The organism is Ruegeria sp. BG8 (genome assembly GCF_056538325.1).
Map to the genome: position 1 here is coordinate 239,020 of NZ_JBQFSZ010000002.1, position 25,433 is coordinate 264,452.

Annotated in this window: 22 protein-coding genes and 1 tRNA gene; 13 read left to right on the plus strand and 10 right to left on the minus strand. The window is 56.0% G+C overall.

Annotation, left to right across the window (positions count from 1 at the left end; genetic code table 11):
- Positions 1-6: 6 nt before the first annotated feature.
- Positions 7-390, plus strand: coding sequence for a carboxymuconolactone decarboxylase family protein (locus ACR0DG_RS06440; protein ID WP_480695461.1), 384 nt, complete (start codon positions 7-9; stop codon positions 388-390).
- An 86-nt stretch (positions 391-476) separates the two neighbouring features.
- On the opposite strand, the gene ACR0DG_RS06445 is transcribed toward ACR0DG_RS06440, so the two are convergent.
- Complete coding sequence (locus tag ACR0DG_RS06445) at positions 477-1,358, minus strand: CobW family GTP-binding protein (RefSeq protein ID WP_480695463.1); 882 nt, start codon at positions 1,356-1,358, stop codon at positions 477-479.
- Positions 1,355-2,983, minus strand: coding sequence for an amidohydrolase (locus ACR0DG_RS06450; RefSeq protein ID WP_480707079.1), 1,629 nt, complete (start codon positions 2,981-2,983; stop codon positions 1,355-1,357). Before ACR0DG_RS06450 ends, ACR0DG_RS06445 begins: the two co-directional genes overlap by 4 nt.
- Positions 2,984-3,081: 98 nt before the next feature.
- Here ACR0DG_RS06450 and ACR0DG_RS06455 point away from each other — a divergent pair, with 98 nt between their 5' ends.
- From ACR0DG_RS06455 to ACR0DG_RS06480, 6 genes are all read left to right on the plus strand, one after another.
- On the plus strand, positions 3,082-4,020 hold the full coding sequence (locus ACR0DG_RS06455) for a LysR substrate-binding domain-containing protein (protein ID WP_480695467.1): 939 nt from the start codon (positions 3,082-3,084) through the stop codon (positions 4,018-4,020).
- Between the two features lie 197 nt (positions 4,021-4,217).
- The gene (locus ACR0DG_RS06460) at positions 4,218-5,216 is read left to right on the plus strand and encodes a TRAP transporter substrate-binding protein (protein ID WP_480695469.1); all 999 of its coding nucleotides are present in this window, start codon (positions 4,218-4,220) and stop codon (positions 5,214-5,216) included.
- A 57-nt stretch (positions 5,217-5,273) separates the two neighbouring features.
- Positions 5,274-5,813 carry a TRAP transporter small permease gene (locus tag ACR0DG_RS06465; RefSeq protein WP_480518710.1) on the plus strand — a complete coding sequence of 180 codons (540 nt, stop codon included), beginning with the start codon at positions 5,274-5,276 and terminating at the stop codon, positions 5,811-5,813.
- Positions 5,810-7,099, plus strand: a complete 1,290-nt coding sequence (locus ACR0DG_RS06470) for a TRAP transporter large permease (RefSeq protein ID WP_480695471.1) — start codon at positions 5,810-5,812, stop codon at positions 7,097-7,099. Before ACR0DG_RS06465 ends, ACR0DG_RS06470 begins: the two co-directional genes overlap by 4 nt.
- A 9-nt stretch (positions 7,100-7,108) precedes the next feature.
- Complete coding sequence (locus ACR0DG_RS06475; protein WP_480695473.1) at positions 7,109-8,722, plus strand: N-acyl-D-amino-acid deacylase family protein; 1,614 nt, start codon at positions 7,109-7,111, stop codon at positions 8,720-8,722.
- Positions 8,723-8,781: 59 nt separating this feature from the next.
- A complete protein-coding gene (locus tag ACR0DG_RS06480; RefSeq protein WP_480695475.1) occupies positions 8,782-9,585 on the plus strand; it encodes an alpha/beta hydrolase in 804 nt (267 codons plus the stop codon).
- Here the strand turns inward: ACR0DG_RS06480 and ACR0DG_RS06485 are convergent.
- Genes ACR0DG_RS06485 through ACR0DG_RS06505 form a run of 5 tightly spaced genes read right to left on the minus strand, consistent with a single transcriptional unit; the run spans position 9,567 to position 14,012 of the window.
- Positions 9,567-10,298 carry an MBL fold metallo-hydrolase gene (locus ACR0DG_RS06485; protein ID WP_480695477.1) on the minus strand — a complete coding sequence of 244 codons (732 nt, stop codon included), beginning with the start codon at positions 10,296-10,298 and terminating at the stop codon, positions 9,567-9,569. The two genes, ACR0DG_RS06480 and ACR0DG_RS06485, sit on opposite strands and share 19 nt — an antisense overlap.
- A gap of 3 nt (positions 10,299-10,301) precedes the next feature.
- On the minus strand, positions 10,302-11,348 hold the full coding sequence (locus ACR0DG_RS06490) for an ABC transporter ATP-binding protein (protein ID WP_480695479.1): 1,047 nt from the start codon (positions 11,346-11,348) through the stop codon (positions 10,302-10,304).
- Positions 11,345-12,118, minus strand: coding sequence for an ABC transporter permease (locus ACR0DG_RS06495; protein ID WP_480695481.1), 774 nt, complete (start codon positions 12,116-12,118; stop codon positions 11,345-11,347). The genes ACR0DG_RS06490 and ACR0DG_RS06495 overlap by 4 nt, the downstream gene beginning before the upstream one ends.
- Complete coding sequence (locus ACR0DG_RS06500; protein ID WP_480695483.1) at positions 12,115-12,960, minus strand: ABC transporter permease; 846 nt, start codon at positions 12,958-12,960, stop codon at positions 12,115-12,117. Before ACR0DG_RS06500 ends, ACR0DG_RS06495 begins: the two co-directional genes overlap by 4 nt.
- Positions 12,960-14,012, minus strand: a complete 1,053-nt coding sequence (locus ACR0DG_RS06505) for an extracellular solute-binding protein (protein ID WP_480695485.1) — start codon at positions 14,010-14,012, stop codon at positions 12,960-12,962. Before ACR0DG_RS06505 ends, ACR0DG_RS06500 begins: the two co-directional genes overlap by 1 nt.
- A gap of 118 nt (positions 14,013-14,130) precedes the next feature.
- On the opposite strand from ACR0DG_RS06505, the gene ACR0DG_RS06510 reads away from it, so the two are divergent.
- Entirely contained in the window at positions 14,131-14,757 is a 627-nt protein-coding gene (locus ACR0DG_RS06510; protein WP_480695486.1) for a TetR/AcrR family transcriptional regulator, read from the plus strand.
- 169 nt (positions 14,758-14,926) lie between these two features.
- Here ACR0DG_RS06510 and ACR0DG_RS06515 read toward each other — a convergent pair whose 3' ends face one another.
- The gene (locus ACR0DG_RS06515) at positions 14,927-16,699 is read right to left on the minus strand and encodes a pilus assembly protein TadG-related protein (RefSeq protein ID WP_480695488.1); all 1,773 of its coding nucleotides are present in this window, start codon (positions 16,697-16,699) and stop codon (positions 14,927-14,929) included.
- Between the two features lie 899 nt (positions 16,700-17,598).
- Positions 17,599-18,645 (minus strand): hypothetical protein, encoded by a 1,047-nt coding sequence (locus ACR0DG_RS06520; RefSeq protein ID WP_480695490.1) that lies wholly within the window; start codon positions 18,643-18,645, stop codon positions 17,599-17,601.
- Between the two features lie 246 nt (positions 18,646-18,891).
- Between ACR0DG_RS06520 and ACR0DG_RS06525 the strand changes: the two genes are divergently transcribed.
- The 3 genes from ACR0DG_RS06525 to ACR0DG_RS06535 are packed head-to-tail and all read left to right on the plus strand — an operon-like array spanning position 18,892 to position 21,517.
- Complete coding sequence (locus ACR0DG_RS06525; RefSeq protein ID WP_480695492.1) at positions 18,892-19,470, plus strand: PepSY domain-containing protein; 579 nt, start codon at positions 18,892-18,894, stop codon at positions 19,468-19,470.
- 38 nt (positions 19,471-19,508) lie between these two features.
- Positions 19,509-20,168, plus strand: a complete 660-nt coding sequence (locus ACR0DG_RS06530) for a response regulator transcription factor (protein ID WP_480695494.1) — start codon at positions 19,509-19,511, stop codon at positions 20,166-20,168.
- Positions 20,168-21,517 (plus strand): sensor histidine kinase, encoded by a 1,350-nt coding sequence (locus ACR0DG_RS06535; protein ID WP_480695496.1) that lies wholly within the window; start codon positions 20,168-20,170, stop codon positions 21,515-21,517. The genes ACR0DG_RS06530 and ACR0DG_RS06535 overlap by 1 nt, the downstream gene beginning before the upstream one ends.
- Positions 21,518-21,641: 124 nt before the next feature.
- On the opposite strand, the gene ACR0DG_RS06540 is transcribed toward ACR0DG_RS06535, so the two are convergent.
- Positions 21,642-21,731, minus strand: a tRNA-Ser gene (locus ACR0DG_RS06540).
- A gap of 362 nt (positions 21,732-22,093) precedes the next feature.
- Here ACR0DG_RS06540 and ACR0DG_RS06545 point away from each other — a divergent pair.
- Both ACR0DG_RS06545 and ACR0DG_RS06550 read left to right on the plus strand, forming a co-directional pair.
- On the plus strand, positions 22,094-23,056 hold the full coding sequence (locus ACR0DG_RS06545) for a FecR family protein (RefSeq protein ID WP_480707081.1): 963 nt from the start codon (positions 22,094-22,096) through the stop codon (positions 23,054-23,056).
- Between the two features lie 105 nt (positions 23,057-23,161).
- A complete protein-coding gene (locus ACR0DG_RS06550) occupies positions 23,162-25,396 on the plus strand; it encodes a CHASE2 domain-containing protein (protein WP_480695500.1) in 2,235 nt (744 codons plus the stop codon).
- Positions 25,397-25,433: the final 37 nt, after the last annotated feature.

A 25,433-nucleotide genomic window follows, 5' to 3' on the forward strand; every position in this document is an offset into this window, starting at 1 on the left:
CCTACAATGGCTGACATTTTTGACGAAGACCTGTTCCTGAAAGGGCTAGAGCAGCGCAAAAGCACGTTAGGCGCAGAATATGTCGAGAAAAATCTTGCCGCTGCCGATGATTTCACCCGTCCGTTCCAAGAGGCGATGACGGCATGGTGCTGGGGCTTTGGCTGGGGGGATGACGTGATCGACGCCAAGACCCGCTCAATGATGAACCTGTCGATGATCGGCGCATTGGGTAAAATGCACGAATGGGAAATTCACTGCAAAGGCGCGATCACCAATGGCGTCACACCCGAGGAAATCCGCGCCATCATCCACGTGATCGGCATTTACTGCGGCGTCCCTCAGGCACTGGAATGCTTCCGTGTCGCGCGAAAGTTGTTGGGATACACCTGACACCGGTTGTAAGTCGGTTGCTTTAAAAGCTCGGCTTCGCGCCGCAACCTTGTGGTACCGTTCAATGGGTGCCACAACCCATGCGCCTAACCGCAAGTCGTGCAATATTCCGACCACCAAGCCTCGCAGTCAGTGGCAGAAAGACGGGAAGCCAACCCGATACCAACAAGTTGCCCTTGGTCGGGCTGCGGGATTTCCTCGATTCCTACCGAATTGCCCGCAACCTGCACCAGATACCCTTTGCCGGAGGTGCCGCGTATCTGCCCTTTTATCCTGTACAAATGTTCAGGCCTTTCTGCCAAAGCGGCAACCAACTGGCGCCGGTCAAAGGATTGTCGACCGGTAAAGGACCATTTCGTGTAAGCGGGATGCAACTCCTCGCCCACCTCTCCGGGCTCCATTGCGGTTAACAGAACCGATGTTATGTCAAACGCCTCTGCCCGGATCTGTGGGGCATTTGGATTTATCGCAGATAAGATCTCGCCAATTCCGTCAGCACCATCCGATTTGCTGAGCGCCAGAATGTCGGCGCATGTGATCTGGCCGTGTATCTGCGGTGCAATCATCGGGTCCGCGTTCAACTTTTCGAACTGTGTCTCATCCACGACAGTGACGATACCAGCATAGCGCAGATCAGGCTCGGCTCTGGCGACGTTGGCGATACGGGCAGGGTCTGCGATACCACTTGCCTCAATGATCAGGTGATCGGGTCGTGGAGTACGGTCCAGAACGTCGCCCACCGCAAGGAATAAGTCCGCACCCATTGTGCAGCAGACACATCCATTTGCCAGCTCGATCGTATCTTCGTCAGATGAAATCAGCAGGCTTGCATCAATGTTGATCGCGCCAAAGTCGTTGACCAAAACCAATATGCGTAGGCCGTGATCCGCTGCCAGAACATGGTTGATCAGCGTTGTTTTTCCCGCGCCAAGGTAACCTCCGATCACCGTCAGGGGCAGTTGGGTCATAGGCGGTGGACCTCGCCCCCAAGCACGGTGCCCAAAACCGGGACATCCTTTAACTCGGTCGCTGATACAGTCAGAGGATCCGCGCCAAGCAAGGCAAAATCCGCACGTTTTCCAACCTGAATCGACCCGACTTCTGCGTCCATTTTCAAAGTCTGCGCCGCCCCCAGCGTGATTGCTGAAAGTGCTTCTTGCACTGTAATGCATTGCCGCGGTCCGAGTGTTTGACCGCTCATCGTTTGGCGGTTAACGGCGCACCATGCCGTGAATAGCGGGCCCATCGGCGTGACAGGCGCGTCGGAATGGATCGCTGTGACCACCCCGGCATCCAGACTGTCGCGCACCGCGTCCATTGCGTTGGCCCTTTCGGGCCCGATTGTCAGCGCGGCATGCTGATCGCCGAAATACCAGATGTGATTGGCAAAGATGTTACACGCGACGCCCAATTCGGCAGCGCGTCGAAACAAAGCGGAATCCATCATCTGGCAATGCTGCAAAACATGTCGCGCGCCCGGCCAAGGGTGACTGCGCGCAGCATCTTCTAGCGCATTCAGCGAGACTTCGGCCGCTTCATCCCCGTTGACGTGGATATGCATCTGAACGCCATGTTCCTGCATTGCATTGCAGAGTTGAAAAATCTGTTCCGGTGGCGTGTTCCATAACCCGTTAGGCTGACCCCCAACATAGCCCGGCGCGCGGACGCGCGCTGTCCAGCCCTGAATTGATCCATCGGTCATAAGCTTGACGGCCCCCAACCGCAGCTTGTCGGTAGATGCCGCACGCATTTTCAAGGCACTTGCCGCGATCTCGTGCGGGGGCGCACCCATGGCGCCCAGCGCAGGGACCAATCGCACAGGAAAATCAACCCGCGCCGTCGCAGTCGCCAGCCGACCGATATCTTCATCCGTCAGCGTGGCGAATAGGTCCGTCACCGTTGTCACGCCCGCACGTTTGCAGACCTCTCCGTAGGATGTCAGGGCAGCATCGGTTTGTGTGAGCGCGCGAAAATCAATCCCCGTTCGACGCATGATCGGGAACATCGCCGCCATTTCCTGCAACTCACCCGTGGGCAGACCGTCTTCGCCTTTGATCACACCCTCAACATTGGTGGACTGATCATACCCGACAAGGTCCAGTGCCGCGCTATTGGCGCACAGCAGATGGAAATTTGAGAACAGGATAGCGATTGGCCGTTCGGAACTGACCTGATCCAGATGGCGTCGGCTAAGACGTTCGCTCGTCAGGAATATCGGGTCAAAACCCCATCCCACAAGTGGTTGTCCGGGTGCCAGATCGGCTTCGTTCTCTTTCAACCGCTGAATGACATGGTTGATCTCGGTCATGCCTTTGTGCAGCCGGCCTTGCGGGTCTAGCCGGTCGTGATACCCGCAATAGACGTAATCCCACATGGCGCCCGCCATCATATGGGCGTGGCCTTCGACAAAACCCGGCATCAGGACGCAGTCGGACAGGTCGATGTGCTGATCTGCTCCGCCCCACGCGCTGGCACAATCCGGACCGCCGACAGCCAGAATCCGCCCATCCCGTACCGCCACATGGGTCGCCCGGGGGATGTTACGATCCATCGTCAGCACCGATTTAGCGTGAAATAAAAGCGTTTTACCCATGCCCGTCCTACTACCGTTTCCAAACAGCTATCCAAGCTTTGTCGTTTGGAAAAATGGAATTAGTATCGGAGTATCACACAAAAAATATGGGATGTTCCGTGCGTTTCACCCTTAAGCAACTGCAATATTTCGACGCCGCATTACGAACCGGATCAATTGCCCGGGCGTCGGTTGAAATGAACATCTCTCAATCCTCGATCACCGCGGCCATCGACATGATCGAAAGCACCACACAAGCCGAGCTTTTGCGGCGCATGCCCGCCAAGGGCATAATCGCAACGGACAAAGGGATCGAAATCGGCGCGCGCATTCGAGAGTTTCTGGAACAGGCCCGAATATTCGAATCCGACCTGCTGACACTCACCGGTGATCCGGCAGGAACTTTGCGGTTGGGATGCTATGCTCCGACTGCGCCGTATGTTCTGCCGCCAATCCTAAAGCGTATCTCGCAGGACTTTCCTCAGATCAGGGTCGAAATAAAGGAAGGCGACATGCTGAGCATCGCTGAACTGCTCAATGGCGGTGTTGTTGATCTTGCTTTGACCTACCGTCGCGCAGCACCCAAGGCGCAACCGTTTCTGCCAATGTTCAAAGCGGCACCAATCGCGTTGATACCTGATGTTTCTCCGCTTGCGAAAAAACCAAAGGTTGCGTTGTCGGATCTGGCTGACCTGCCGATGATCCTTCTCGATTTGCCCGGAGCCCCGGATTACTTCGAAGCCCTGTTCACAGCCGAAGGCCTTCGGACAAAGGTCGCGCATACCACCAAAAGCTCTTCGGTATTGCGCGGCATGGTCGGGGCTGATCTGGGATATGCCATCCTGAACATCTGCGGGCCGTTGGACCGAAAAGGCCAAAACGGATATGTCGCCCGGCCGATTTCAGGCAACCAGGACGCCCCCCACTACGGTGTCGCCTATACTGGCGCTGGCAAACGATCTGCTTTGGTGCGCACCGTTCTGGAGACGTGCCGCGAAATCGCCGATCAGGGGGGATTTGACCACCTGCTGTCGACCCCGGCGTCCGACCACCGCTAAAAGCGTCAAAAAATGTATGAATACCCCGCCAAAACAATTGTTTTCTGCATTTATTGGGATTGGGTAGCTTTCTCAAAGACTGCCTGCCCAAGTTTGCGGAGTATCGTTGGAACGACTTAACCCTTGAAAGAGACGGTACAAAACCGGGGCGAAAGACAAAAACCACATAACAGAACGCGACCAACCAGGAGGACTTCATGAAATTGATGAATTTGAAAACGGTGACGATGCCGGTACTGGCATTCGCACTCTCTGCCACATCCGCTCTGGCAGCTGACATCACGATGAATGTCGGCTTTGGCGCACCCGAAGAGTCTCTCTACGGTCGTTTTGGTAAGATTTTTCAGGAAAAAGTGGCCGAGCACTCGGACGGCGCGATCGAGGTCAAGCTGCGCTGCTGCAACCAGATTTCCAGCGAGGATGAGGCTTTCAAAGCCATGCAGTTGGGTACGGTTGATGGGTTCTTTATCACGGCCAACAATGTCTCGCCCCATTGGCCGCTGATGGATGTGACGGTTCTGCCCTACATCTTCCAGAACGCCGAACATCTGGACCGGGTGCTGAATGGCGATGTGGGTCAGCAGATGAAAGATCAGCTGCAGGCCGATACCAGTGTACACCTGTTGGCTTTTGGCCCGGCGCTTTATCGCGATTTCTACAACTCGGTGCGCCCGGTGAACACCATGGCGGATATGGAAGGGCTGAAAATCCGCGTGCCTAAGAACGAGGTGATGATCGCCACGTTCGAAGCCTTTGGCGCAAACCCAGTGCCGCTTGCGTGGTCAGAGACCCCCACCGCGCTGCAAACCGGTACCGTGGATGGTGGCGACAACGGCACATCCTTCATTCGCGACATGAAGTTCTTTGAGTTCGAGCCGCATCTGGTCATCCTCGAACACTTTGTGGCCTTCGCACCTCTGTTCGCGTCGGACAACTTCATGAAGAAGTTGAACGATGAGCAGCGCGCCCAAATCCTTGCCGCCGCCGAAGAGGCTGGGGCCGAGTTCGCAGCGCAGGTCGCGAGTGAGACCGAAGAGGTTCGTGCATGGCTAGTCGAAGAAGGTGGTATGGCGCGTACCGATCCGGACCGCACCGACTTTATTGCCGCTGCTCAGGGCGTGCAGCAGGAGTTCGCGGAAAAACGCGGTGATGATTTCATCGCCTTGGTGAACGCCATTCAGGCGGCCGCCCAATAAACAAACCGGGCGCCACAAGGCGCCCTTTTTCGGCCCGGTAAGCGGACGAGGGACAAAATGGCTGCACTCAAGTGGCTCGAACGGCATTTCGAGGAACTGATCTGCTGCACCTGTCTGGCGGTGATTGCCGTAGCGGTCTTTGCGCAAGTGGTGGCGCGCTATGTGTTTCAGGTCGCCTTGCACTGGACCGAAGAAACCGCAGCCATGTGCATGGTCTGGGCGGTTTATATGGGTGCATCACTTTGTGTACGCGAGCGGTTCCACATCCGCATCATGGTCGCGGTGCAAGCGCTACCCACCGGCTTCGGCAAGATCGTCATTTTCATCGCCGACATCTTCTGGGCTTTCTTCTGCCTCTTCATGCTGCGGATCAGTTGGGATTATCTCGCGGTCTTCTGGCGCTTTCCCGAAACCAGCCCCAGCCTTGGCATCAACCAGTTCTACCCGCAAACCATTCTGGTGATCGGCTACGCGCTGATGCTGATCCGTCTGGCACAAACCTATGTCAACTGGTGGCGGGACGGGCGAAACGGCCTGCCGGGTATGTTGGCCGAGGAGTGGGAAGCGACCACCAAGGACCAGGAGCATCAGATATGAGTGCTCTGATGGTTCTGGCCATCGCCTTTGTGGTGCTGACCGTCATTGGCGTGCCTCTGTTTGTGTCGGTCGGTCTGACCACGGCGCTGGCGCTGTATCTGATCGACATCCCCTATACGCTGATGGCGCAGACTGGCTATGGCAGCCTGACGCCCTTTCCCCTGCTGACCATTCCGCTGTTTGTGCTGGCTGGACGGTTGATGGAAGTGGGCGGCATGGCCACCCGCATGATCTCAATCGCGACCAACCTTGTTGGGGCCTATCGCGGGTCAATGGGGTTGGTGACGGTCTTTGCCTGCATGTTGTTTGCCGCGCTTTCGGGTTCGGGCCCTGCCACCACGGCGGCGATCGGATCTGTAACCGTGCCTGCCATGAAACGTGAAGGCTATGACGTGCCCTTTGCCGCCGCCATCACCGCCAGCGCCGGTGCATTGGGTAGCCTGATCCCGCCTTCGAACCTGCTGATTATCTACGGGCTGGTCTCGGAAACCTCGATCCCGCGCCTGTTTCTGGCTGGGCTGATCCCCGGGCTGATGGTCACGATTCTGCTTATGATCACCACTTACATCGTCGCCCGTCGGCGAGGGTATGGAGGCGACGGTGAGCGGTTCTCATGGGGTCCTTTCCTGCGCGCGGCGTGGGACGGCAAATGGTCCATCGGCGCGCCGGTTCTGATCCTTGGCGGCATCTATGGCGGGGCCTTCACCCCGACCGAGGCGGCAGGCGTGGCCGTGTTCTATTCGCTGTTCGTGGGCTTCTTCATCTACCGCGAACTGACGATCAAAAAGCTGATTGAGGCGCTGCGCTTTACATCGCTGCTGACCGGCATCCTGATCCTGCTGACGCCCACGCTGGCCTTCGGGCAACTGACTGCGTTCTATGACGTGCCCACGGCGGTGCAGGACGGCATCACCTCGATCACCGAGAACAAGTTCCTCGTGCTGCTGCTGATCGGCGTATTCTACATCTTCATCGGCACCTTCATGGAGTCGCTGGCCCAGATCGTCCTGTTCACCGCCGTGTTCCTGCCGCTGGTCAGCTCTCTGGGTGTTGATCCGGTGATGTTCGGCATCTTCACCGTCATCACCTGCGAGATCGGGTTCCTGACGCCGCCTTTGGGCGCGAACCTGACGGTTGCGGCGCGGATATCCGGGATATCCATCGAACGCATATCCGTCGGTGTCCTGCCCTTCATCCTCGCCTATATCATCGGCATGGTGATCCTGATATTCTTCCCCGACCTCACCACCTTCCTGCCCGACTGGCTGTACGGAGAAGCGAAATAGGAGGCCCCCATGTTCGATCTTGTTCTGAAAGGCGGCACCATTGTTAATGGCACGGGACAGGACGGCTTTGTCGGCGACGTGGCGATCACAGGCGAAACGATCAGCGCGGTGACTCCTGCCGGAGAACTACCGGCGCGCAAGGCTGCGCAAGAGATCGACGTCTCAGGTCTGGTGGTCGCGCCGGGCTTCATCGACATGCACACCCATTCCGATTTCACCCTGATCGCGGATGGGCGCGCCGAAAGTCAGGTGCATCAGGGCGTCACGACCGAGGTCATCGGCCAATGCGGCATAAGCTGCGCGCCGGTCAACACGCCCGGTGACATCAGCCGCGTCGCGCCGTGGTACACCGATCAGGCCAGGCATGACACATGGCTGGGTTTCGGCGACTATTTGGATGTGCTGGATCGCACCGAACTCGGCGTGAACGTCATGGCCTTTGTCGGCCACGGCACCGTGCATCGCGCGGTTCTGGGCGATCAACTGCACCCCGGCGAGGCCGAAGAGGTTGCCGAAATGGCCCGTCTGGTCGATCAATGCATGGACGAAGGCGCAGGCGGGTTCTCCTCGGGTCTGGAATATTTCCCCGGCAGCCTCGCCGCGCCCGAACATCTGGTGCCGATGTGCGAGGTCGCGGCCAAATACAAACGCCTCTACGCCACTCATGTGCGCAACCGGGATACGCATTATGATCTGGGCTTTGCTGAGGCCATCGCCACCGCACGGCAATCCGGCGCAAAGCTGCAGATCAGCCATATACAGCCCAAATTCGGCGCGCCGGACTATGCGATGGATCATACGCTGGAGATGATCGACTTGGCCCGCCGTCACGATGTGGACATCGCCTTTGACGTGATCCCGCATGACTGGAACCACACGCTGATGGCGGCGATCCTGCCAAAATGGGCGCAGGCGGGGTCAGTCGATGATGTGCTGAAACGGCTGGCCGATCCTGAAAGCCGCGAAAAGATCAAAGCCAACCCACAGCCCATGTGGCTGATCGTCAAGGCCGAGAAATGGTCGGACATCATCCTGTTGAACGCCACCGTCAACAAAGACATCGTTGGCGCCGACTTTGCCGAGATCGGGCGGATGCGCAACTGCCACCCCTATGATGCGGTGCTGGATATCCTGCTGGAGGAAGGTGAGAACCTGATGGCCTGCATGTGGTCCTCCAAATCCTTCCGCAACTCGGATGTGGAACTGTGCCTGGATCAACCGGAATGCGCGGTGATCTCGGACACCGTGGCCATCGCCAACGAGGGCATTCTTAAGGATCATATCGGCTCGCTTTCGGGCTATGGCTGGGCGGCGCGTTTCCTGCAGTACTATGTGCGGGATCGTGGCACGCTGACGCTGGAACAGGGTATCGCCAAGCTGACCTCGATCCCGGCAGATCGTCTTGGATTGCAAAACCGCGGGCGTCTGGCCGCAGGTCAAAGGGCGGATATCTGCGTGTTTGACCGGGTGAATATCGCCAGCAACGCGACAGCACAAAACCCCCGTAGATATGCGTCGGGCATCGCACATGTGCTGGTGAACGGGAAACTGGCAATGCAAAATGGACAGCGCACGGACCAAAACGCGGGCCAGGTGATACGCGAATTTGCCGCCACTGGCTAAGAGCTATTGCGCGTGGTTCACAAACGCGGTTTGCTGTTCCTGGGAAGGAACAATATCGCATGGCAGACCCCTCACGACCGCCTGTCCTTTTGCTGACAGGTACAAACGCCGCCGCTTGGACAATGGACAATGTCCGATTGGTCTTTGAAGCCGAAGGCTACGCCTGCCACAGCCTGACCTATCGCCATCACGACCTACCCCCCGGACCAGAACGCGACGCCAAACTGGTTGGGCTCAGCATTGCCGACTATGTGGAAGATGCACGGAACAAGATCACTGAAATCGGAGAACCCCCTATCGTCGTGGGGCATTCTTTGGGAGGCGTGGTCGCACAGCTCTTGGCATCCCAAGGATTGATCCGAGCCGCCGTCATGCTGAACAGCAGCATCGTTAACGGCGTCTTGCCGACAACAGACGGTGAGCGGGAACTGGGTCAGCTTTTCATTTCAGCCGGGGCATTCTGGGAAGAGGCTTTGGGTCAGGACTTTGACCTTTTGGCAACCTACGGGCTGAACACGCTGCCGCCCGCCTTGCAGCACGAAATTCACGAGCGATTGGGCACGGAATCCGGGCGCGTGTTGTTCGAGTTTGTGTTCTGGATGTACGACATACATCAGACGACGTTGATTGACCCTGAAACCATAACGTGCCCGCTGTTGTTCGTGTCGGGAACCCAGGACAAAGCTGTCGCGACCAGTACCGCGCGCTCTATGTCAGAGCGTTACAAAACGGCTGACTTTATCGCGGTTGAAGGGGCCTGCCATTACATTCAGTTCGACACGCAGTGGGCAGACACCGCAAAGTCGGTTCTGGATTGGGTCCGAAACCGAAGCCTCGCTGCAGGTCAGGCGGATTCCTTCTGATCAAGCCAAGCGCGGATAATCGCGCGGTGACGTTCACCATCATAGCTGGGGAAATGGCCGCCATGCACAACGCGCACAGGCAGACCATACAGGCGAACCATAGATCGATAATAATCGGCCGCATCGCTATGGTAGGTGTCTTCGATAAGCTCTCCGTCATAGACGATATCACCTGAAAACAACGTGCTCGTCGCGGCTTCCCACAAGGCGATACCGCCGGGCGAATGACCCGGAGTGTGGATGACCTCAAAGTGGCGATCCCCCAGATCGACCACATCCCCATCGTCCAGCAGACGCGTCGCCCGCGCCCCTTTGACCGAGTAGCTGTCTGAACGGTACGGCAACGGTGGAAGGCGGTCAAAAATCTCGTCCGTGACATACGGGTCCGCCAGTGTTGCAGCCCTGGAAGGTGTCGCCAGAATGTCCGCCTCGGCCCAGTGTACGGCACGATCTTCGAACTCATGATGGCAGCCGATATGGTCGAAATGCGTGTGACTCGCGACCGCTGTCAGTGCCCGTTCTGTTACCAAGGGAACCCATTCGCGCAGCGACACAACACCCATTCCGCTGTCGATCAGCATATCCCGATCACGCCCCCGAACATGCCACATATTGCAGCGGTAGAACGGCGTGATGAATGGCTCATCAATCAAGGTCACATCATCGCCTTTACGGGTGGTGCGATACCAATCCTGCGGTCTTGCACGCTCCATCAGTCATGCCTTTCCTGAAAAAACACGAAAACTGTCGCCGTCAGCTGACAGCTGTATCACGTCCCCCGAAGACCACGCCCTGTCCGGTGCCAAATAGGCAGTCAGGGTCAGGTCGGGCGCGCGTTCCGGCGACAAATGCGCCCGGCAATAGGTTCCGAAAAACGCCACGGATGTCAGGCTGGCACCGCCCAGTTGAACCGCGCCCTGATCGTCCGGGCGGATATCCTCGGGCCGCAAACAAATCGCTGCAGCGCCCTGCGGAATATCTGAGGCAGAGGGCAAAAGACCAAAGGCAGTCTCAACCCCTGCCCCGGTTTGCTTGCCGGGGATGTGGTTGTTTTCGCCCATGAAATCTGCGGTGAACAAAGTTGCCGGGTGGCGGTAGACACGATCCGGCGTACCGTGATCTTCGATCCGGCCTTTGCTCATCACCACGATCCGGTCCGCGATGGCCATGGCTTCTTCCTGATCATGTGTGACATGTACGAATGTGGTGCCGATTTGTTTTTGGATACCCTTCAACTCATCCTGCATTGAACGGCGCAGTTTGAGGTCAAGCGCCCCAAGGGGTTCGTCCAGCAACAGCACATCCGGATTGACCGCCAAGGCGCGCGCCAGCGCGACCCGCTGGCGTTGGCCACCAGACAATGCGTGTGGCCGTTTTGCGGCATCCTGTTTCAGCCCGACCAGATCCAGCATTTCGTCGGCGCGGATGTTGCGGTCTTTGCGGTTCACACCGGACATCCGCAAGCCAAAGCCCACGTTGTCGCGCAAAGACATATGCGGAAACAAAGCGTAATCCTGAAACACGGTAGTGGTGGGCCGTTTCACCGGTGCAACATGGGTCATGTCCTTGCCGCCGATCAGAACCTGCCCCTCGGTTGGTTCCAGAAAGCCGCCCAAGATGGATAACAAGGTGGTCTTGCCACAACCTGACGGCCCCAACAGGGTCACGTATTCGCCCGCTTCGATTTGCAAGTCTATATCGCGCAGGGCCTGAAACTGACCGAACCAGTGGTTGAGGCCGGAAAAGGTTACGGACGCAGTCATGAGCGGCCCTTCCGAAAGATCGTGAATTCCAACAGCAGCACAACTGCGACCGAGATGACAAAGACAAAACTACCGATCGCGTTCAACTGCGGGGATAACCCCGACCGCAGCAAAGACCAGATCTCAACCGGTAAGGTCACATCAAAGCGCGTCAGGAGAAAGGCGATGATGAACTCATCCCAGCTGAGCGTGACAGACAGAAAGTACGCCGCCGCAATGGACGGCAACAGCATCGGCACAGTGACAAGCAGGATTACCTTGGGTTCTGATGCACCCAGATCGCGCGCGGCCCGTTCAGCGTTCTGCTGCTGCGCCCCCATCGAGGCATATATGATCGCAAAGGCCAGTGGCAGATTGATCACCACATGCCCGATTGCCGCGGTCCACAGGGATACACCCATGCCAGTCCGTGTCAGTACGATCAACAGTCCCAGCCCGACGATCAGGTAACTGACGGTCAATGGTGTGATCAGCAACCCTCGGATCAGGGCCGAACCCGGCAGGACATGGCGCGCCAACCCATAAGCGGCGAGAAACCCAAGCGTTACAGCAACAGCAGATGCGCCAAACGCCACGACCAATGAATTGCGCAACGCGCCCATCAGATCGGAATCACCCAAAATGGTCTGGTACCAGCGCAGCGATGGGCCATTGAATGGCGGCACCGGCAAGGTTCCGTCCTGCAGCGAAAACAGCACCAGAACACCCACCGGCAGGTAAATGAAGACAAACGCAACAACGAGGTAGATCCAGGGCAGCGCGCGCATCATAACCGGTCAATCCTCAGCCAGCGCGCAGAAGCCAGATATGCCAATGCAACGATGCTCATCAATACGATGGCCAGTGCCGAGGCCAGCGGGAAATCGGCTCGGCGGCCAAGCTGCACCATGATGACCTGCGGCACAGTAAGCTCGGTGTTCCCGCCCAAAATCTGGGGGGTCACGTAATCCCCTATGCATAAGACAAACGTCAGAAAGGCCCCTGTCACGATACCGGGCAGCGTCAGTGGCAGGATGACATGCCGAAAGGTTTGAAAGGCATTCGCGCCCAGATCCATGGCAGCCCGGCGGTAATTCGGCGATAGCTGGATCAGGTTTGCATAGATGGTCAGCGTCAACAGCATGACAAAGAAATGGACAAAACCGGTCACCGTAGCAAAGCGCGTGTTGGCCAGTGTAATCGGCTCGCCAATCAGCCCCAGCCCCATCAGCGCTTCGTTCACAACACCCTCGCGTGCCAGAACCAAAAGCCAAGCGTAAGAGCGCACAACGTAGGACGTCCAGAACGGTAAAATCGCCAGCAACAACGCAAGGCGTTGCCAGCGCGGGGGCACTTTGAAGGCGAGTATCCAAGCAAGTGGATAGGCCAGCAGAACCGAAACAACCGTGACCGTCAGCGTGATCTCCAACGACACCACAATCGCGCGCGACAGGTACGCTTTCTCAAACAATTCCGCGTAATTCGCCAGTGACAAATCCCAGACCAGCTTGCGCCCTTCGAGTGACGCAAAACTCATCGCCCCCATCACAACGAAAGGGACGACAAAGAATACGACAGTCCAAAGAAGGGCCGGGGTCACAAAGCCCCAGCCCCGCAACTGGTCCTTTTGCATCACTGCTGCAGAGTCTCGAGCCAGAGGTCCTGCATCTCGATGTCCAAATCCGCATCAGGTGCCGGATAAAGCTGCGTCAACGCCAGATAATCCGGCTGCTGATCCCAACGCAGTATGGACTTTTGCTCATCCGTCAGAACGTCACCAGCCTTGGCGTTGGCGGGCATCCCCCAGAAACAAGATGACGTTGCCAGACGGGCCTGACCTTCCGGACTGGTGATGTATTTGATGAACTCAACCGCCATGTCAGGGTTTTGCGCACCTTCGACCACGCCGATTGACTGCGCCCAGCGCACCGCACCTTCCTTGGGAATGGTCCATGTCAGCTCGGGTTGTTCCGAGGCCAAGACGGCCGTCAGCCACTCGCCACCACCCACAACGATATCGACCTCGCCTGTGGCCAGTGCTGTTTGCGCGGCGACAACGCCCGCAACCGAAGCTGCCCGCCCACGCATCGTGGACAAGACATCACCGATCTTTGCCAGATCGCCCGCACCAATCGCATCCGTGGCGATCCCTTCTGCGATCGCAGCAAGCCCCATGACCGGCAAGTAGTAGTCATAGATTGAGATTCTACCGTCGTATTTCTCGGACCAGACGCTGGACAACGCCTCCATATCCGCAGGATCAACCTTGGCCGAGTTGTACGAGATCGTGTTATAGCCAAACTTTTCAGTCACGGCGTATGTCACGCCATCAATTGTGTTGTTTTCGGCCATGACCACTTCGGGGAAGTAATCGGCTGTCGACACCGCGCCATCAGGCAACGGGGCCAATACACCGGCCTCTACCGCTCGAAACACGTCGATCCCGTCCACAACAAGAACGTCCCAATCCCCCGGGCGGGACTGTTCCAGCAAGGCCAACGCGGCCCCTGTTCCTTCGTATTCGCGCAGATTGACCTTTACGCCATGTTTTTCTTCGAACGGCGCAATCAGTTCGGGGTCCGTGTGGTCACACCACACCAACGCATTCAATTCACCTTCGGCCCAGGCGTTGCCCGCGGTCAGGGCCAGTGCCGACACACCAAGGATTTTCCATCTGGTTCGCATTTGCTTCATCTCCTGTTGATTTCGGGTCGCCCGTTTTTTGAGTGGGTCTGCAAGAAAAAACTTGAACACCCTCATCTTTATAGTCAACTCTAAATTTACATTTCACACGGATGAGCCCATGGCAGGATTAAGAGAGAGGCAAAAAGCAGCACGAGAACGCAGAATCCTCGAGGCAGCATCTGCCAAATTCCGGTCGCAGGGCTATCGCTCGGTGCGAATCGAGGACCTTGCCGAAACGGCCGAGGTCTCTGTCGGGACGGTGTACAATTACTACCAGACCAAAGGGGACATTCTGATCGCGACCGTCGCAATGGAGGTCGAAGAGGTCATCGCCGCAGGCGAGCGCATTCTGGCCGATCCCCCGGGTCGGCTGGACGAGGCCATTCTTGCATTGATCTATGAGTATTATGATCACTCGCTCGAGTATCTTTCCAAGGAAATGTGGCGTACGGCGATGGCGCATTCCATCGAAGATCCAAACACGCCAAGCGGTCGGAAATACGCAGAACAGGATGAACGGCTGGCCGCACAGGTCACGGATCTGATCACTGTCCTGCAGCACAGGGGACAAATCAGAACCGATCTTGTTGCCAGTGATCTGGGCCGGATGATCTTCAACTGCCTGAACCAAATGTTCGTCGATTTTGTAAAACAGGACAGCATGACCCTTGAGACTTTGCGCCAACAGATTGCGGCGCAGATCCGACCTCTTGCACGGCTTATCGAAAAAGCGGCAACGCAGTGACCCAGTTCAACTAACCTCTGGGGACAACGACTGGCCGCGTATTGGCGAGTCAGCGATAATGATGCGCCGGCACCAATCGGGCTCTGCATCTAACTGAAACACCCAGACCAATGCAAAAGGGGCGCAGTAAACCGCGCCCCTTTGGTTCTTAAGCCTGTATTGGACCTGTTTACTTGATCAAACGCAGCTTCTGGATCGAGCCTGCAATCGACACGAACGAGTCGATGATCTCTTCGCCAGTCACTTCGTAGTAGTGTGACCACGAAGATGCGCAGGTTCTGATCTCGGAAGCAGCCTCGTCCGTGGTTTCGAACGCGACGGTGTAGACGACCGCGCCTTTTGCCTTGGCCAATTCACACTGCTGGTTGAACAGTTGCAGGTTGGTCAGCTGCGACGAGGTAATGGTCGTGTCTTCGCTGGGGCGAGCCACCAGCTCCGTCAGGCCGTTTTCCTCTTCCATCTCGTCGGTGGGGCGCACCTGCGGGCTGGTCTGTCCATCGGTCATGATGACAATGATCTTCGAGCTGTTTTCGTGTTCCCAGCTCAGCGGGCGGTTTGCGAACTCGGCAGGTACTTCCCCGGCTTGGCTGAGATAGGCAAACGCATCCTGGCTTGACGGGTCCAGCAGGGCCAGCGCGTATTTCATGCTATAGTTGGTGCCGGTGCCGTCGAACAGGCGCAGACCGTCGATGAAGGTATGCAGTTCAGCTTCATCGCCCTGAGCGTATTGGATGCTCATTTCGTCTTCCGGACACCAGCCCCAGTTCTGGGTGGTCGCATCATATTCCCAGTTCACGAAATAGGGCGTCTGTTCGATCGAGCCTGAAGGTAGGCTTGTGTCCAGGAAATCCGAATACGTCATCTCAAGGCAAGACGAAGTATTGTTCGGAATGTTGCCCACGTAATTGTGGAAATCAGAATACTGCAGTTCGATGTCCACGTTATTGAATTTGGTCGGGCCATCAGCCTCATCATATTCCGTCGATGTCCTGTCAATGCTGAAATACGTCGTCTTCTGCCGTCCTCCTTTGATCGAAGCTCCAACCAATTCGGCGCTTTCAGGCAGCTGGGACGAGTTGTCGATGATAAAGTCGCGCACATAGTGGTAGTAGGTGTCGACGTCATCCTTGTTGAACAGATCGGTTTCGTTGTCCGGGAAACTGTCGATCTTGACGGAAAAATCGGGGTCGGCATTGCCGTCTGTATCGAACCAGAACACGACGTTCGAGATATCCTGTTGCCATTCCGGGAAGTAATCCTCGTCGGTGGTCGTGCCAAACCGCTCGCCGCCCAGATATTCGAACATGACCGAACCTGGGTTGGTTTGACCCGCAAACGGGATAATGCTGACCGAGGTCGCGCATGCGTTGTCAGGGTCGTCGTTATGCTCCAGGGTTTTCGTCACAAACTCTTTGGCAGCAGTCTGCATTAGCGTCAGGCGCGCGTTGTCTCCCATACTCCCCGAGATGTCCAACACCATGGAAATCTCAGTACATGGTTCCGCCTCATTCGCAGCTGAGTTAACGTCGAGAGACAAGGTTTTGACCCCGCTCAAGCGCATGAAATTCGTGTTAAAATCAGTGCTAATACTTGCACTGACCGTGCGCTCCCGGATTGCCTCTTGGACTGCCACAGAATTTTCGTATTCAGACAAACCATTAGCTGCCAGATGCGCGTTCACAACATCGGCTGGGGGCAGTTCCTGATCCAGATTTGTAGCCGCCAGTACGGCATTATCCAGAACCCACTGCAGTTTAACACGGTCTCGTTCGTAGTTCGCTACGTCAACAGCGATACCAGTCGCTGCCAACAAAACCAAAAATACGAAAACGACGAAAATTGTAAGAGCACCATCTTCATCGGAGGCGAAGGTTTCTTTTGGCTTCGATTGCTTCCAATTCAGACTGCGCTTGGGTCGTCCATTGGGCCAGAACTTAGGCATTTGAATCTCCAATACGGCAATAATTATTTGCCTTTATCTCAGAAGAAATTGTTTCTAATTGGCCATAAATCGGGAGTTTAGATTACAGTAAATGAATGTTATTTTAACTGAATATGAACACGCAATTGTTTGATGTTTTTATTTTTGCGTATCCTTTGTCGATTAGAGCGATAGTGGGCTTTTGAACCTAAGAACGTTGTCAAAAATGCCCGAAATCGCTGTTTCACCGGCATTTAGCCAGTCAGGCAATAGATCAGAATCGGGAACCATTAAGGTCTGTTTGTTACAAACAAAGTAACCTTCGATTCGCGGCTATAATCAAGTGATTGTCCACGCATTGGGGACAACCAAAGCGAAAATTAACCAATGTATTTTCAATGTGTTCGGCCATAATTCGGCTTAAGCGCAGCTGGCTTATCCCGGGTCTGGAAGCGGAGGCTTCAGATACATAAGGGAAACCCCGGGGGCTAGTTGTCATTTTAATCTAAGAGCGTTGGTCGCAAGTCAGTCTCGACCGCTTCCCGACCGACCGATGACACACCAAAGCGGACGAATCGAAAACTCGTTTCGAACGCTTTACCCATAACCGGAAACGTCTTGAAATCTTCTTCATCAAACTCAACCAAGTGACCAAAAGAAAAACCGGCCAACCGTGCAGTCAGATTAGGCGAGCAATAACTGGTTCAGACCCATTGCACAGAAAAAGCCCGCTCAAAATAAGAGCGGGCTTTCGTTCGCGCTTAGAGTGAGTACAAGGTGCGCGTGTTCTGTTTGCGGTGCTTCAATTTACACCTAGTATTTTAAGTAACCGGGCCAGCCAATGTTTGTGTAGGTGGATGAAAATGGCTGGCCCGGCCCCCCTTGCCTCCGTGGGTGTCAGGGCAATGAGTTGGCGTTGACTATTCCAAACCCAGCAGGGCTTTTACGGCTGCCTCCACTTCGTCGTTTACAGGTTTGTTTGCAGCGTCTTCCAGTGCAGCCCGTTCAAGTTCGGGTTGCTCTTCGATAGCTTCGTTCAGCGTTTCGACATCGTTCACGGCTTGTTCAAAATCGAGCGCGTCTTGACGTTCATCCGACAAAGCATCCGCTGCATCTTTCGACGCTTGCAAATCAGCCTCAGCTTGTTCGATCGCGTTTTCGATATCTGGGTCGGTGCCGCCTACGTCTTCCAAATCCTGGTTCAGATCATCCAGAACCTGTTGATCTTCCTGAACTTGAGTCAGCGCGGCTTCCAGTTCCGGATCTATCTCACTGACGGTACGCTCTGGCTCATCCAAGCCAGCCAAGATACCTTCAGCGATTGCAAGATCTTCCTCAAGCTGCTGCCCGGCCAGTACCGTATCACGATAGATCGCAATCCGACCAACCCGCGAATTGGGCGATGCATTCAGCAACGCTGTTTCGCTTGCATTCGCCGCGTTGAGCGCACCTAGCTCAGAAGGATGTGCACCCAAAAGCGCCGCAGCTTTGTTTCCTTTGGCGCGTACTTTTGGTCGAACCGAAGTTTCTACATCAGTCGACGCGAACGCCTTTTGCGCTCCGCCAGTCTTTTTCTGACCGGCTTTCGATTTCGTTCCACCGCTCTTGTCGATGCCCAGCAAACCTTTCAGAGAAAAGCCTTTGCCTTTTTTCGATTTGCTACCGCCACGGTTGAGTCCGCCGATTTTCGCGCCTTCATTTTTGGAAGCGCCAAAACCGATACCTTTACCTTTTCCAGCACTAAAACCGGAACCTTTACTTTTTCCACCACTGTTGCCGGCGTTACCCTTATCGCCGCCATTTCCTCCGGCGTTACCGCCGCCGTTACCTTTGCCCCCACCATTTCCGTTACCTGGTTTCGCAAACGCTGCATCGGGCATTGCCATAGTCGCAACAACCGCAGCGGAGCCAACCAGAGCCACTGCAACTGCAGAAGCTTTCAACAGACTGGTTACCTTGGTTTTCATTTCATCCTCTTGGGTCAGATCCTGGCAATCACAACTCCGGGCGGAAAAGCTCGGAAAGGAATCACCTGCCCTCCCATAAGAACTGATGCTCGCTGAACACACGAAAAACTGTTTGTTCATCACTAGTTCACATAGAATTAATTAATCTTTAGTGTGATGTACGCCAAGACAGTGACAGTGATGATAAAGCTTTTTGCCACGACAGTTTGTGTGGCCCTTCTCGTGACGAGTGAAGGGAACGCTGCCGTGCGCGAATTAAAGCAGTCAGAGTTGCGTCAGGCGACCAAGTCCGGCGGGGCAATTCGGCTAAAGAAAGTGATCCGAGGGGTCGAAAAAGTCTTTGGCGGGACACCGGTCGACGCACGAGCCTATCAATCCGACGGTGTCTATTATCGGATTCTGGTTAAAAAACCGGATGGCAAGATCGTAAGTGTCATCGTCGATGCCAAAACCGGCGTGGTCGTTTCCAATCGATCGAGCCTGGGGCGACAAATAAAAGAGGCCGCCCAAGCAAGCGCGACCAGAACCGCGAATACACGCAGCCAAGCTGGCAACAAAGCCAATAGCGGTAACTCCGGGAACAACGGTAACGTCAACGCTGGCGGTAATGGTGGTGGCAACGCTGGCGGTAATGGTGGTGGCAACGGCGGCGGCAATGGTGGCGGCAACGGCGGCGGTAATGGTGGCGGCAACGGCGGCGGTAATGGTGGCGGCAACGGCGGCGGTAATGGTGGCGGCAACGGCGGCGGCAATAAAGGCGGTGGCGGCAACAGCGGCGGTGGCGGCAACAGCGGCGGCAATGGCAACGGCGGCGGTAGAAGATAAAGAATGAACAATTGACCGAGGCACGGTAGTTTTCGCATATGAGAGTATTACTGGCAGAAGATGAACCGCACCTCTGTGCGCAAATCAAAAAGCTTCTGAATGCCGAAGGGCGCGTTGTGGATGTCGCCCATAATGGTCTTGAAGCCCTCCATCTGGGGTCAACCGAACCCTACGACGTCATCGTTCTGGATGTGGGCCTGCCTGAGCGCGATGGAATTTCCGTTCTACGAGAGTGGCGATCGGCTGGTGTAAAAACCCCCGTTTTGATCCTGACCGCTCGCGACGGCTGGAGCGAACGCGTCGACGGCCTTGATGCGGGTGCCGACGACTATATGACAAAACCCTTCCACATGCCGGAACTTGCCGCACGGGTCCGCGCGATCTTGAGGCGGCAAAGCGGACAACTAAACCCGATGATCGAGATGGGTGATGTGTCGCTGGACACAAAGAACGGTCGGGTCACAGCAAAGGGTATACCGATTGATCTGACGGCACAGGAAATCGCCGTTCTGACCTACCTTGCGCATAACAGGGGTCGGTTGATCTCAAGAACCGAACTCTCTGAGCATATCTATGAATATGATGGGGATCGGGATTCAAATACCATCGCGGTGTTTATAACGCGTCTGAGAAAAAAGCTGGGGCCTGAACTTATAAAGACAGTACGCGGACGCGGCTACATGATTGATGGGACCTGATGCTTTCATTGCGTCAACGCGCCTTGTTGGGTGGCATGGCATCAGGCGCCATATCCGTCACCGTCGGAACGCTGGCCGTTCTTTCCTATATCAACTCTAGGGTTTCAGATCAGTTTGACGCAGCACTGCGGGACCGGCATACACAGCTTGTCGTTGGTCTGAGTGTAACAACGGAGAACCCCGGGGCCCTGGGTGATCTGATGTTCGACCCGGCCTATAGCACTCCTTATTCCGGGCGATATTGGCAAGTCACAAGCCAGGCGGGTGATGTTTTTACATCCGCCTCTCTGTTTGACGAAACCATTGCAGAGCCGCAATCCACCCCAACCGCACCCGTCCTATGGAATACCGAAGGGCCGGAAGGTGAGGAACTGCGCAGCATTTATCAGGAAATCTCTTACGAAGACGGAACGGTTTGGGGGGTCAGCGTCGCCGAAAGCCGGGATGAGCTGATCGGTGAACGCCGTGCCGCGCAACGCAGTCTTTTTCCCGTCTTCACACTGGTCGGGCTGATCGGGGTCGCCGGATCGTTGTTTCTTATGTCTGCGATTCTTGGCCCCCTTCAGAAACTGCGAACGGATGTCGCTCATCGCTGGGACACAGATGAAGGTCTGAAACCGGATGACTACCCGGAAGAAGTATCGCCGCTGGTCGACGACTTGAACCAGCTCTCAAAGCGCAACCGCGATATCGTGTCTGGATCTCGACGGCAAACGGCGGATTTGGCGCACGCCCTGAAAACACCGACGGCCATTTTGCGAAACGAGCTGAGCAACCTGTCCGAGCAAGGCACCCAGATTGAAACAGCCCAAGAAGCTTTGGGGAGGATCGACGCGCAACTGAGCAGATCACTGGCCAGAATGCGCGCTATGAATACTGCCGAGCTTTCTCATTCGCGCGCCGACCTGTCGAACTCGGTCGATCGGCTTTCGCGCTTGTTTTCAAGGATGGCAGCTAGGGACGACAAGGTATTTGAAGTCACGCGCCAAAAGGACCTTTGGGTTCGAATGGACCCGCAGGACATCGAAGAGGTCTTGGGAAACCTTATGGACAACGCGGTCAAGTGGTGCCGCAATACCGTTCGCGTTTCCGCCTTTGCCAAGCCAGGTCGCATAGAAATTCACATCGAAGATGATGGTCCAGGCATCCCGGAGGATGATCGCCGAGAAGCGCTGAGATCCGGCGGTCGCCTCGATACCTCGGTGGCCGGTACGGGTCTGGGGCTTGCGATCGCGGTCGACCTCCTGAATGCCTATGGTGCCAAGCTTGAGTTGGACCGGTCAAAAACATTGGGTGGTCTTGAGTGCCGGGTAATCATCAATTCAGTCTACAAAAAACCCGCGCGATAACGCCCCGTTGCCGCAGCTTTCCAGACAGCCTTTAGCCGCCAAACCCCAAGAACAGATGCAAAAAAGCCGAGGACGAACAAGGCAAAAGCCAGCCAGCCCGTACTATTACTAGAGTTGGCTTAGGTGGCGGAGACGAAGGGATTCGAACCCTCGAGACGGTTTCCCGCCTACTCCCTTAGCAGGGGAGCGCCTTCGACCACTCGGCCACGTCTCCGCTGGCCGGTATATCCTCGCCTGTTGACCAGTTACAAGACGATTTTCCAGAGCCTCGCAATTTTTCTGCCTACCGAGACAAGTTTGGCCGGGAACGAGACCACGAAACCCACGATACGCGCCTCAAAAACGCGCAGGGGCTACGTTGGCGGTTTGCTCGGCACGAGTTGTTTCACTAAATACGCCATAAAACTTGCCAAACATGCGTATTATAAGGCATATTTGTTCAGACATATTTTAAGAAAACAAAAAGATTAAATTCATAGAGGTCAAAACCGGGCAGTAGGCGTTTCGCCTGCAACATAATCTATTTGGGGGAATAGACGGTTGGCCTGGTTAAAAGTGTTACTTGTTTTGTTGTGTTTGCTGCTTGCGCCTGTGCAGGCTCTGGCCAACATCGGAAAAGTTGTCGGCGTAAAGCAAGGCGCGCAGATCACGCGCGCAGGAAAGTCGCAACCGTTGAAGACCGGGATGGAGGTCGCGTCGGGCGACGCGATCTCGACGAACGGTAGCGGTCTGGTTCAGCTTATCTTTAGCGACGAAACCAAAATTGCGATTGGTCCGAACGCCAGCATGGTGTTGGATGTCACCATGCTACGCGGCAACCAAAAGGCAAAGTCATTTGCCGTTCAGGCCCTTGGCGGTAGCTTTCGTTTTATCTCGGGCAAAAGCAAAAAGCGTGCCTATTCGATCAAAACACCCACTGCCACCATGGCCGTGCGCGGGACAACGTTTGACATGTGGGTCGTTTCCGATGCGCAAAGCGCAATGTTGGTTCTGGAAGGATCCGTTCGCATGTGCGGACAAAGCGGTGCCTGTCGATCGGCGGGGCGCGTATGCAGCCTGTATGCGACGTCCGAGCGCGGCAGCGTCGGTCGCCCTATAGATCAGGTTCAATACGATCTGGCGCTGCAATCGGGGTTTCCTTTCATTCAGTCACAGCAGGACTTGCTCAGCCCGCTTCAGGTAGACATCGGAGGATGCGCGGGTGAGGCCGCACCAATCCCATCTGTGAACTCTGACCCACCTCCACGACCCGGTTTCCGACAAGCGGCACTGCAGGAGCAGGCCCCGCCAGAACCGCCGACGCCAGACCCACCGCGCCCGGACCCGCCGTCTGCTGAACCACCTTCACCAGAGCCACCTTCGTCTGAGCCACCTTCGTCCGAGCCACCGACAAGGTCGAGCCGTTCGGGTCAGCAAGATGGTTCAAACCCAGCCGGGGTCTCCGGAAAATCCGGAGGTGTAAACAACCCCGGAAAAGGCAAGGGGCCGGGGCATGGCAAAGGAAAGGGACAGGGAAAAGGAAGAAAAGGTAAAACCTGAGCGGGTAACTCAGTCGAGTGACCGGGCAAGAAGGCAAAGTAAGTCGCGTCAGGCGCATGCAAGCCATCCGCAGCTAGAAACAGATTGCTGCATACGGAGGCCGGAGTGACCAGAAGACCCAGAGAAAAAACAGGGCGTCGGCGGGGCTTCCGGCTGGTCGGCCTTGCCCTGATCCTGCTTGGGTGCCTGATCAGGGTTCTGGATCCTTATCCTGTAAGGCAGACGCGGTTAATCTATTTCGATCTTCTGCAACGGATATCTCCTCGGGAATACGTCCCTGACCTGCCCATCCGCGTTCTGGATATTGACGAGCGGACATTGGCAAACTGGGGGCAGTGGCCGTGGCCCCGGACGCTGCTGGCGCAGATGGTTCAGAACCTTGGCGAATATGGCGCAGCAGCAATCGCGTTTGATATGCTGTTCGTCGAACCCGACAGGTATTCGCCAACTCGGTTGCTGAATGATCCTACTCTTTCCGAGGTTCTGACGGTCAAACGCCAAGCCCATCACATAGACTATGATGTCCTTTTCGGTTTGGAGGTTGCGAATTGGCCGGTTGTTATGGGAACCGCTGCGCGGATATCTCAGGAAGGGTCCGACGTTACCCCCAAAGCGGGCATCATTGAAATCGGTGAACAGCCAACCGCAGGGCTGGTACGGGTCCCGTATTGGACACCTATCGCCCCACCATTGGATCGAAGCGCCGCCGGTATTGGCGGTGTAAATGTGTCGCCCCTTGGCGGGACCGGAGTTGTCAGGCGCGTGCCTGTCCTGTGGGGTGGACCTAGCGGTCCAATCCCTAGCCTTGGGATTGAAGCACTAAGGGTCGCGATCGACGCGCCCTTTGTTCTGGCCGAAGGGTCCCCGGATGAGGCGGGGATCATGCTTGCGGTCGAACTTGGTGAGTTTCGCTTGCCAACCACCGAAAACGGAGAGGTCTGGGTCAGGTACAGACGCGACCGACCCGACCTGTATCTGTCGGCGAATGAGATCATGCAAAATCCGAACGATCCGGCTTTGCGCGCCGAAATCGAAGGCCGGATCATTCTGGTGGGGACATCGGCGGCCGGACTGTTTGACATGCACCAAACGCCGTTGGGCGAGTCCGTTCCAGGCGTATCAATTCATGCCCAGTTGCTAGAGCAAATTCTGACGGGCGAAATGCTGAACCGTTCAGATGTGACAGCGGCACTTGAATTGCTGTCCTTTGTGCTGCTTGGGCTCATCGTAATCGCCGTAATGTCCAGCTTTGGCGCAGTTGTGTCCTTCGTTGCGGGCGGGCTTGCGGCTGGGGTCGTTTTGGGCACCAGTTGGCTTGCTTTTCAAAACCAGCTAACGCTTTTCGATGTGACCTTTCCTTTGGTCGGTGGAATGGCAAATTTCGGGTTGTTGGCAGGATACCTGTTTGTATCGACCGAGCGGGAAAAGCGTGAAATCCGCAAGGTCTTTTCGCACTATGTCGCCCCCGAGATTCTGGACGAAATGGAACTCTCGGGTCACCAGTTGCAACTGGGTGGCGAAACCCAGGAAATCACCGTCATGTTTTCCGACATCCGTGGCTTTACCCCCCTGTCAGAAACCGTCTCTGCGACTGATCTTGTAGCGCTGCTGAACGAATTGTTTTCGCAAGTCGGCGATCAGATTCTTCATGAACGCGGTACGATCGACAAATTCATCGGTGATGCTGTCATGGCATTCTGGAACGCGCCATTGCCGGTCGAGGACCACCCCTGCCGGGCCGCCCATGCCGCGTTGCTGATGCGCAAGGCTCTGGTTGCGTTCAATGCATCACCCGTTATGCGGAACCGGCCACCGATTGCATTGGCGACGGGCTGTGCAACGGGTCAGGCCTGCGTCGGCAATATCGGGTCACGAAGCCGATTCAACTACACCGTAATCGGCGATGTTGTGAATATCGCGGCCCGTATCGAACAAAGCTGTCGCCACGTTGACTATGACATCGTTGTCTCGAACTCTGTCTACCGGGCGGCCCGCCGAGACCTTGCAATGTTGGAGGCCGGGTTTGTCGACCTCAAAGGGAAATCAGACCTAGAGGCTGTTTACGTTCTGGTGGGTGACAAGTCTGTGTTGGAAAGCCCTGGTTTTCGAAAGCTCGCAACCGCGCATTCAGACCTGATTGACGCCATCCGCAACAGACAATCGCACCAGAGCATCGAGCAGATGTGCCTGCGTTGCGCGACGCTGTCGGCGAATGTCGAACCGGGTTTGCGGCAGTTCTATCACTCGTTGTCAGGACGCTCTGCCGATTTTCGTACGGACGTGCAATCCGGTCAGGTCATATTCAGCCACCATCTTCGCGCCGGTCAAACATCGGCCTGAACGTTTGGGGCGGCTATGTTGCCCAGATTGGGGTCTT

What these genes read in the sequence shown, in the direction of transcription:
- ACR0DG_RS06440 (WP_480695461.1), top strand. Translation starts at nt 7, where the DNA reads ATGGCTGACATTTTTGACGAAGACCTGTTCCTGAAAGGGCTAGAGCAG.
- ACR0DG_RS06445 (WP_480695463.1), bottom strand. Translation starts at nt 1,358, where the DNA reads ATGACCCAACTGCCCCTGACGGTGATCGGAGGTTACCTTGGCGCGGGA.
- ACR0DG_RS06450 (WP_480707079.1), bottom strand. Translation starts at nt 2,983, where the DNA reads ATGGGTAAAACGCTTTTATTTCACGCTAAATCGGTGCTGACGATGGAT.
- ACR0DG_RS06460 (WP_480695469.1), top strand. Translation starts at nt 4,218, where the DNA reads ATGAAATTGATGAATTTGAAAACGGTGACGATGCCGGTACTGGCATTC.
- ACR0DG_RS06465 (WP_480518710.1), top strand. Translation starts at nt 5,274, where the DNA reads ATGGCTGCACTCAAGTGGCTCGAACGGCATTTCGAGGAACTGATCTGC.
- ACR0DG_RS06470 (WP_480695471.1), top strand. Translation starts at nt 5,810, where the DNA reads ATGAGTGCTCTGATGGTTCTGGCCATCGCCTTTGTGGTGCTGACCGTC.
- ACR0DG_RS06475 (WP_480695473.1), top strand. Translation starts at nt 7,109, where the DNA reads ATGTTCGATCTTGTTCTGAAAGGCGGCACCATTGTTAATGGCACGGGA.
- ACR0DG_RS06480 (WP_480695475.1), top strand. Translation starts at nt 8,782, where the DNA reads ATGGCAGACCCCTCACGACCGCCTGTCCTTTTGCTGACAGGTACAAAC.
- ACR0DG_RS06485 (WP_480695477.1), bottom strand. Translation starts at nt 10,298, where the DNA reads ATGGAGCGTGCAAGACCGCAGGATTGGTATCGCACCACCCGTAAAGGC.
- ACR0DG_RS06490 (WP_480695479.1), bottom strand. Translation starts at nt 11,348, where the DNA reads ATGACTGCGTCCGTAACCTTTTCCGGCCTCAACCACTGGTTCGGTCAG.
- ACR0DG_RS06495 (WP_480695481.1), bottom strand. Translation starts at nt 12,118, where the DNA reads ATGATGCGCGCGCTGCCCTGGATCTACCTCGTTGTTGCGTTTGTCTTC.
- ACR0DG_RS06500 (WP_480695483.1), bottom strand. Translation starts at nt 12,960, where the DNA reads ATGCAAAAGGACCAGTTGCGGGGCTGGGGCTTTGTGACCCCGGCCCTT.
- ACR0DG_RS06505 (WP_480695485.1), bottom strand. Translation starts at nt 14,012, where the DNA reads ATGCGAACCAGATGGAAAATCCTTGGTGTGTCGGCACTGGCCCTGACC.
- ACR0DG_RS06510 (WP_480695486.1), top strand. Translation starts at nt 14,131, where the DNA reads ATGGCAGGATTAAGAGAGAGGCAAAAAGCAGCACGAGAACGCAGAATC.
- ACR0DG_RS06515 (WP_480695488.1), bottom strand. Translation starts at nt 16,699, where the DNA reads ATGCCTAAGTTCTGGCCCAATGGACGACCCAAGCGCAGTCTGAATTGG.
- ACR0DG_RS06520 (WP_480695490.1), bottom strand. Translation starts at nt 18,645, where the DNA reads ATGAAAACCAAGGTAACCAGTCTGTTGAAAGCTTCTGCAGTTGCAGTG.
- ACR0DG_RS06530 (WP_480695494.1), top strand. Translation starts at nt 19,509, where the DNA reads ATGAGAGTATTACTGGCAGAAGATGAACCGCACCTCTGTGCGCAAATC.
- ACR0DG_RS06535 (WP_480695496.1), top strand. Translation starts at nt 20,168, where the DNA reads ATGCTTTCATTGCGTCAACGCGCCTTGTTGGGTGGCATGGCATCAGGC.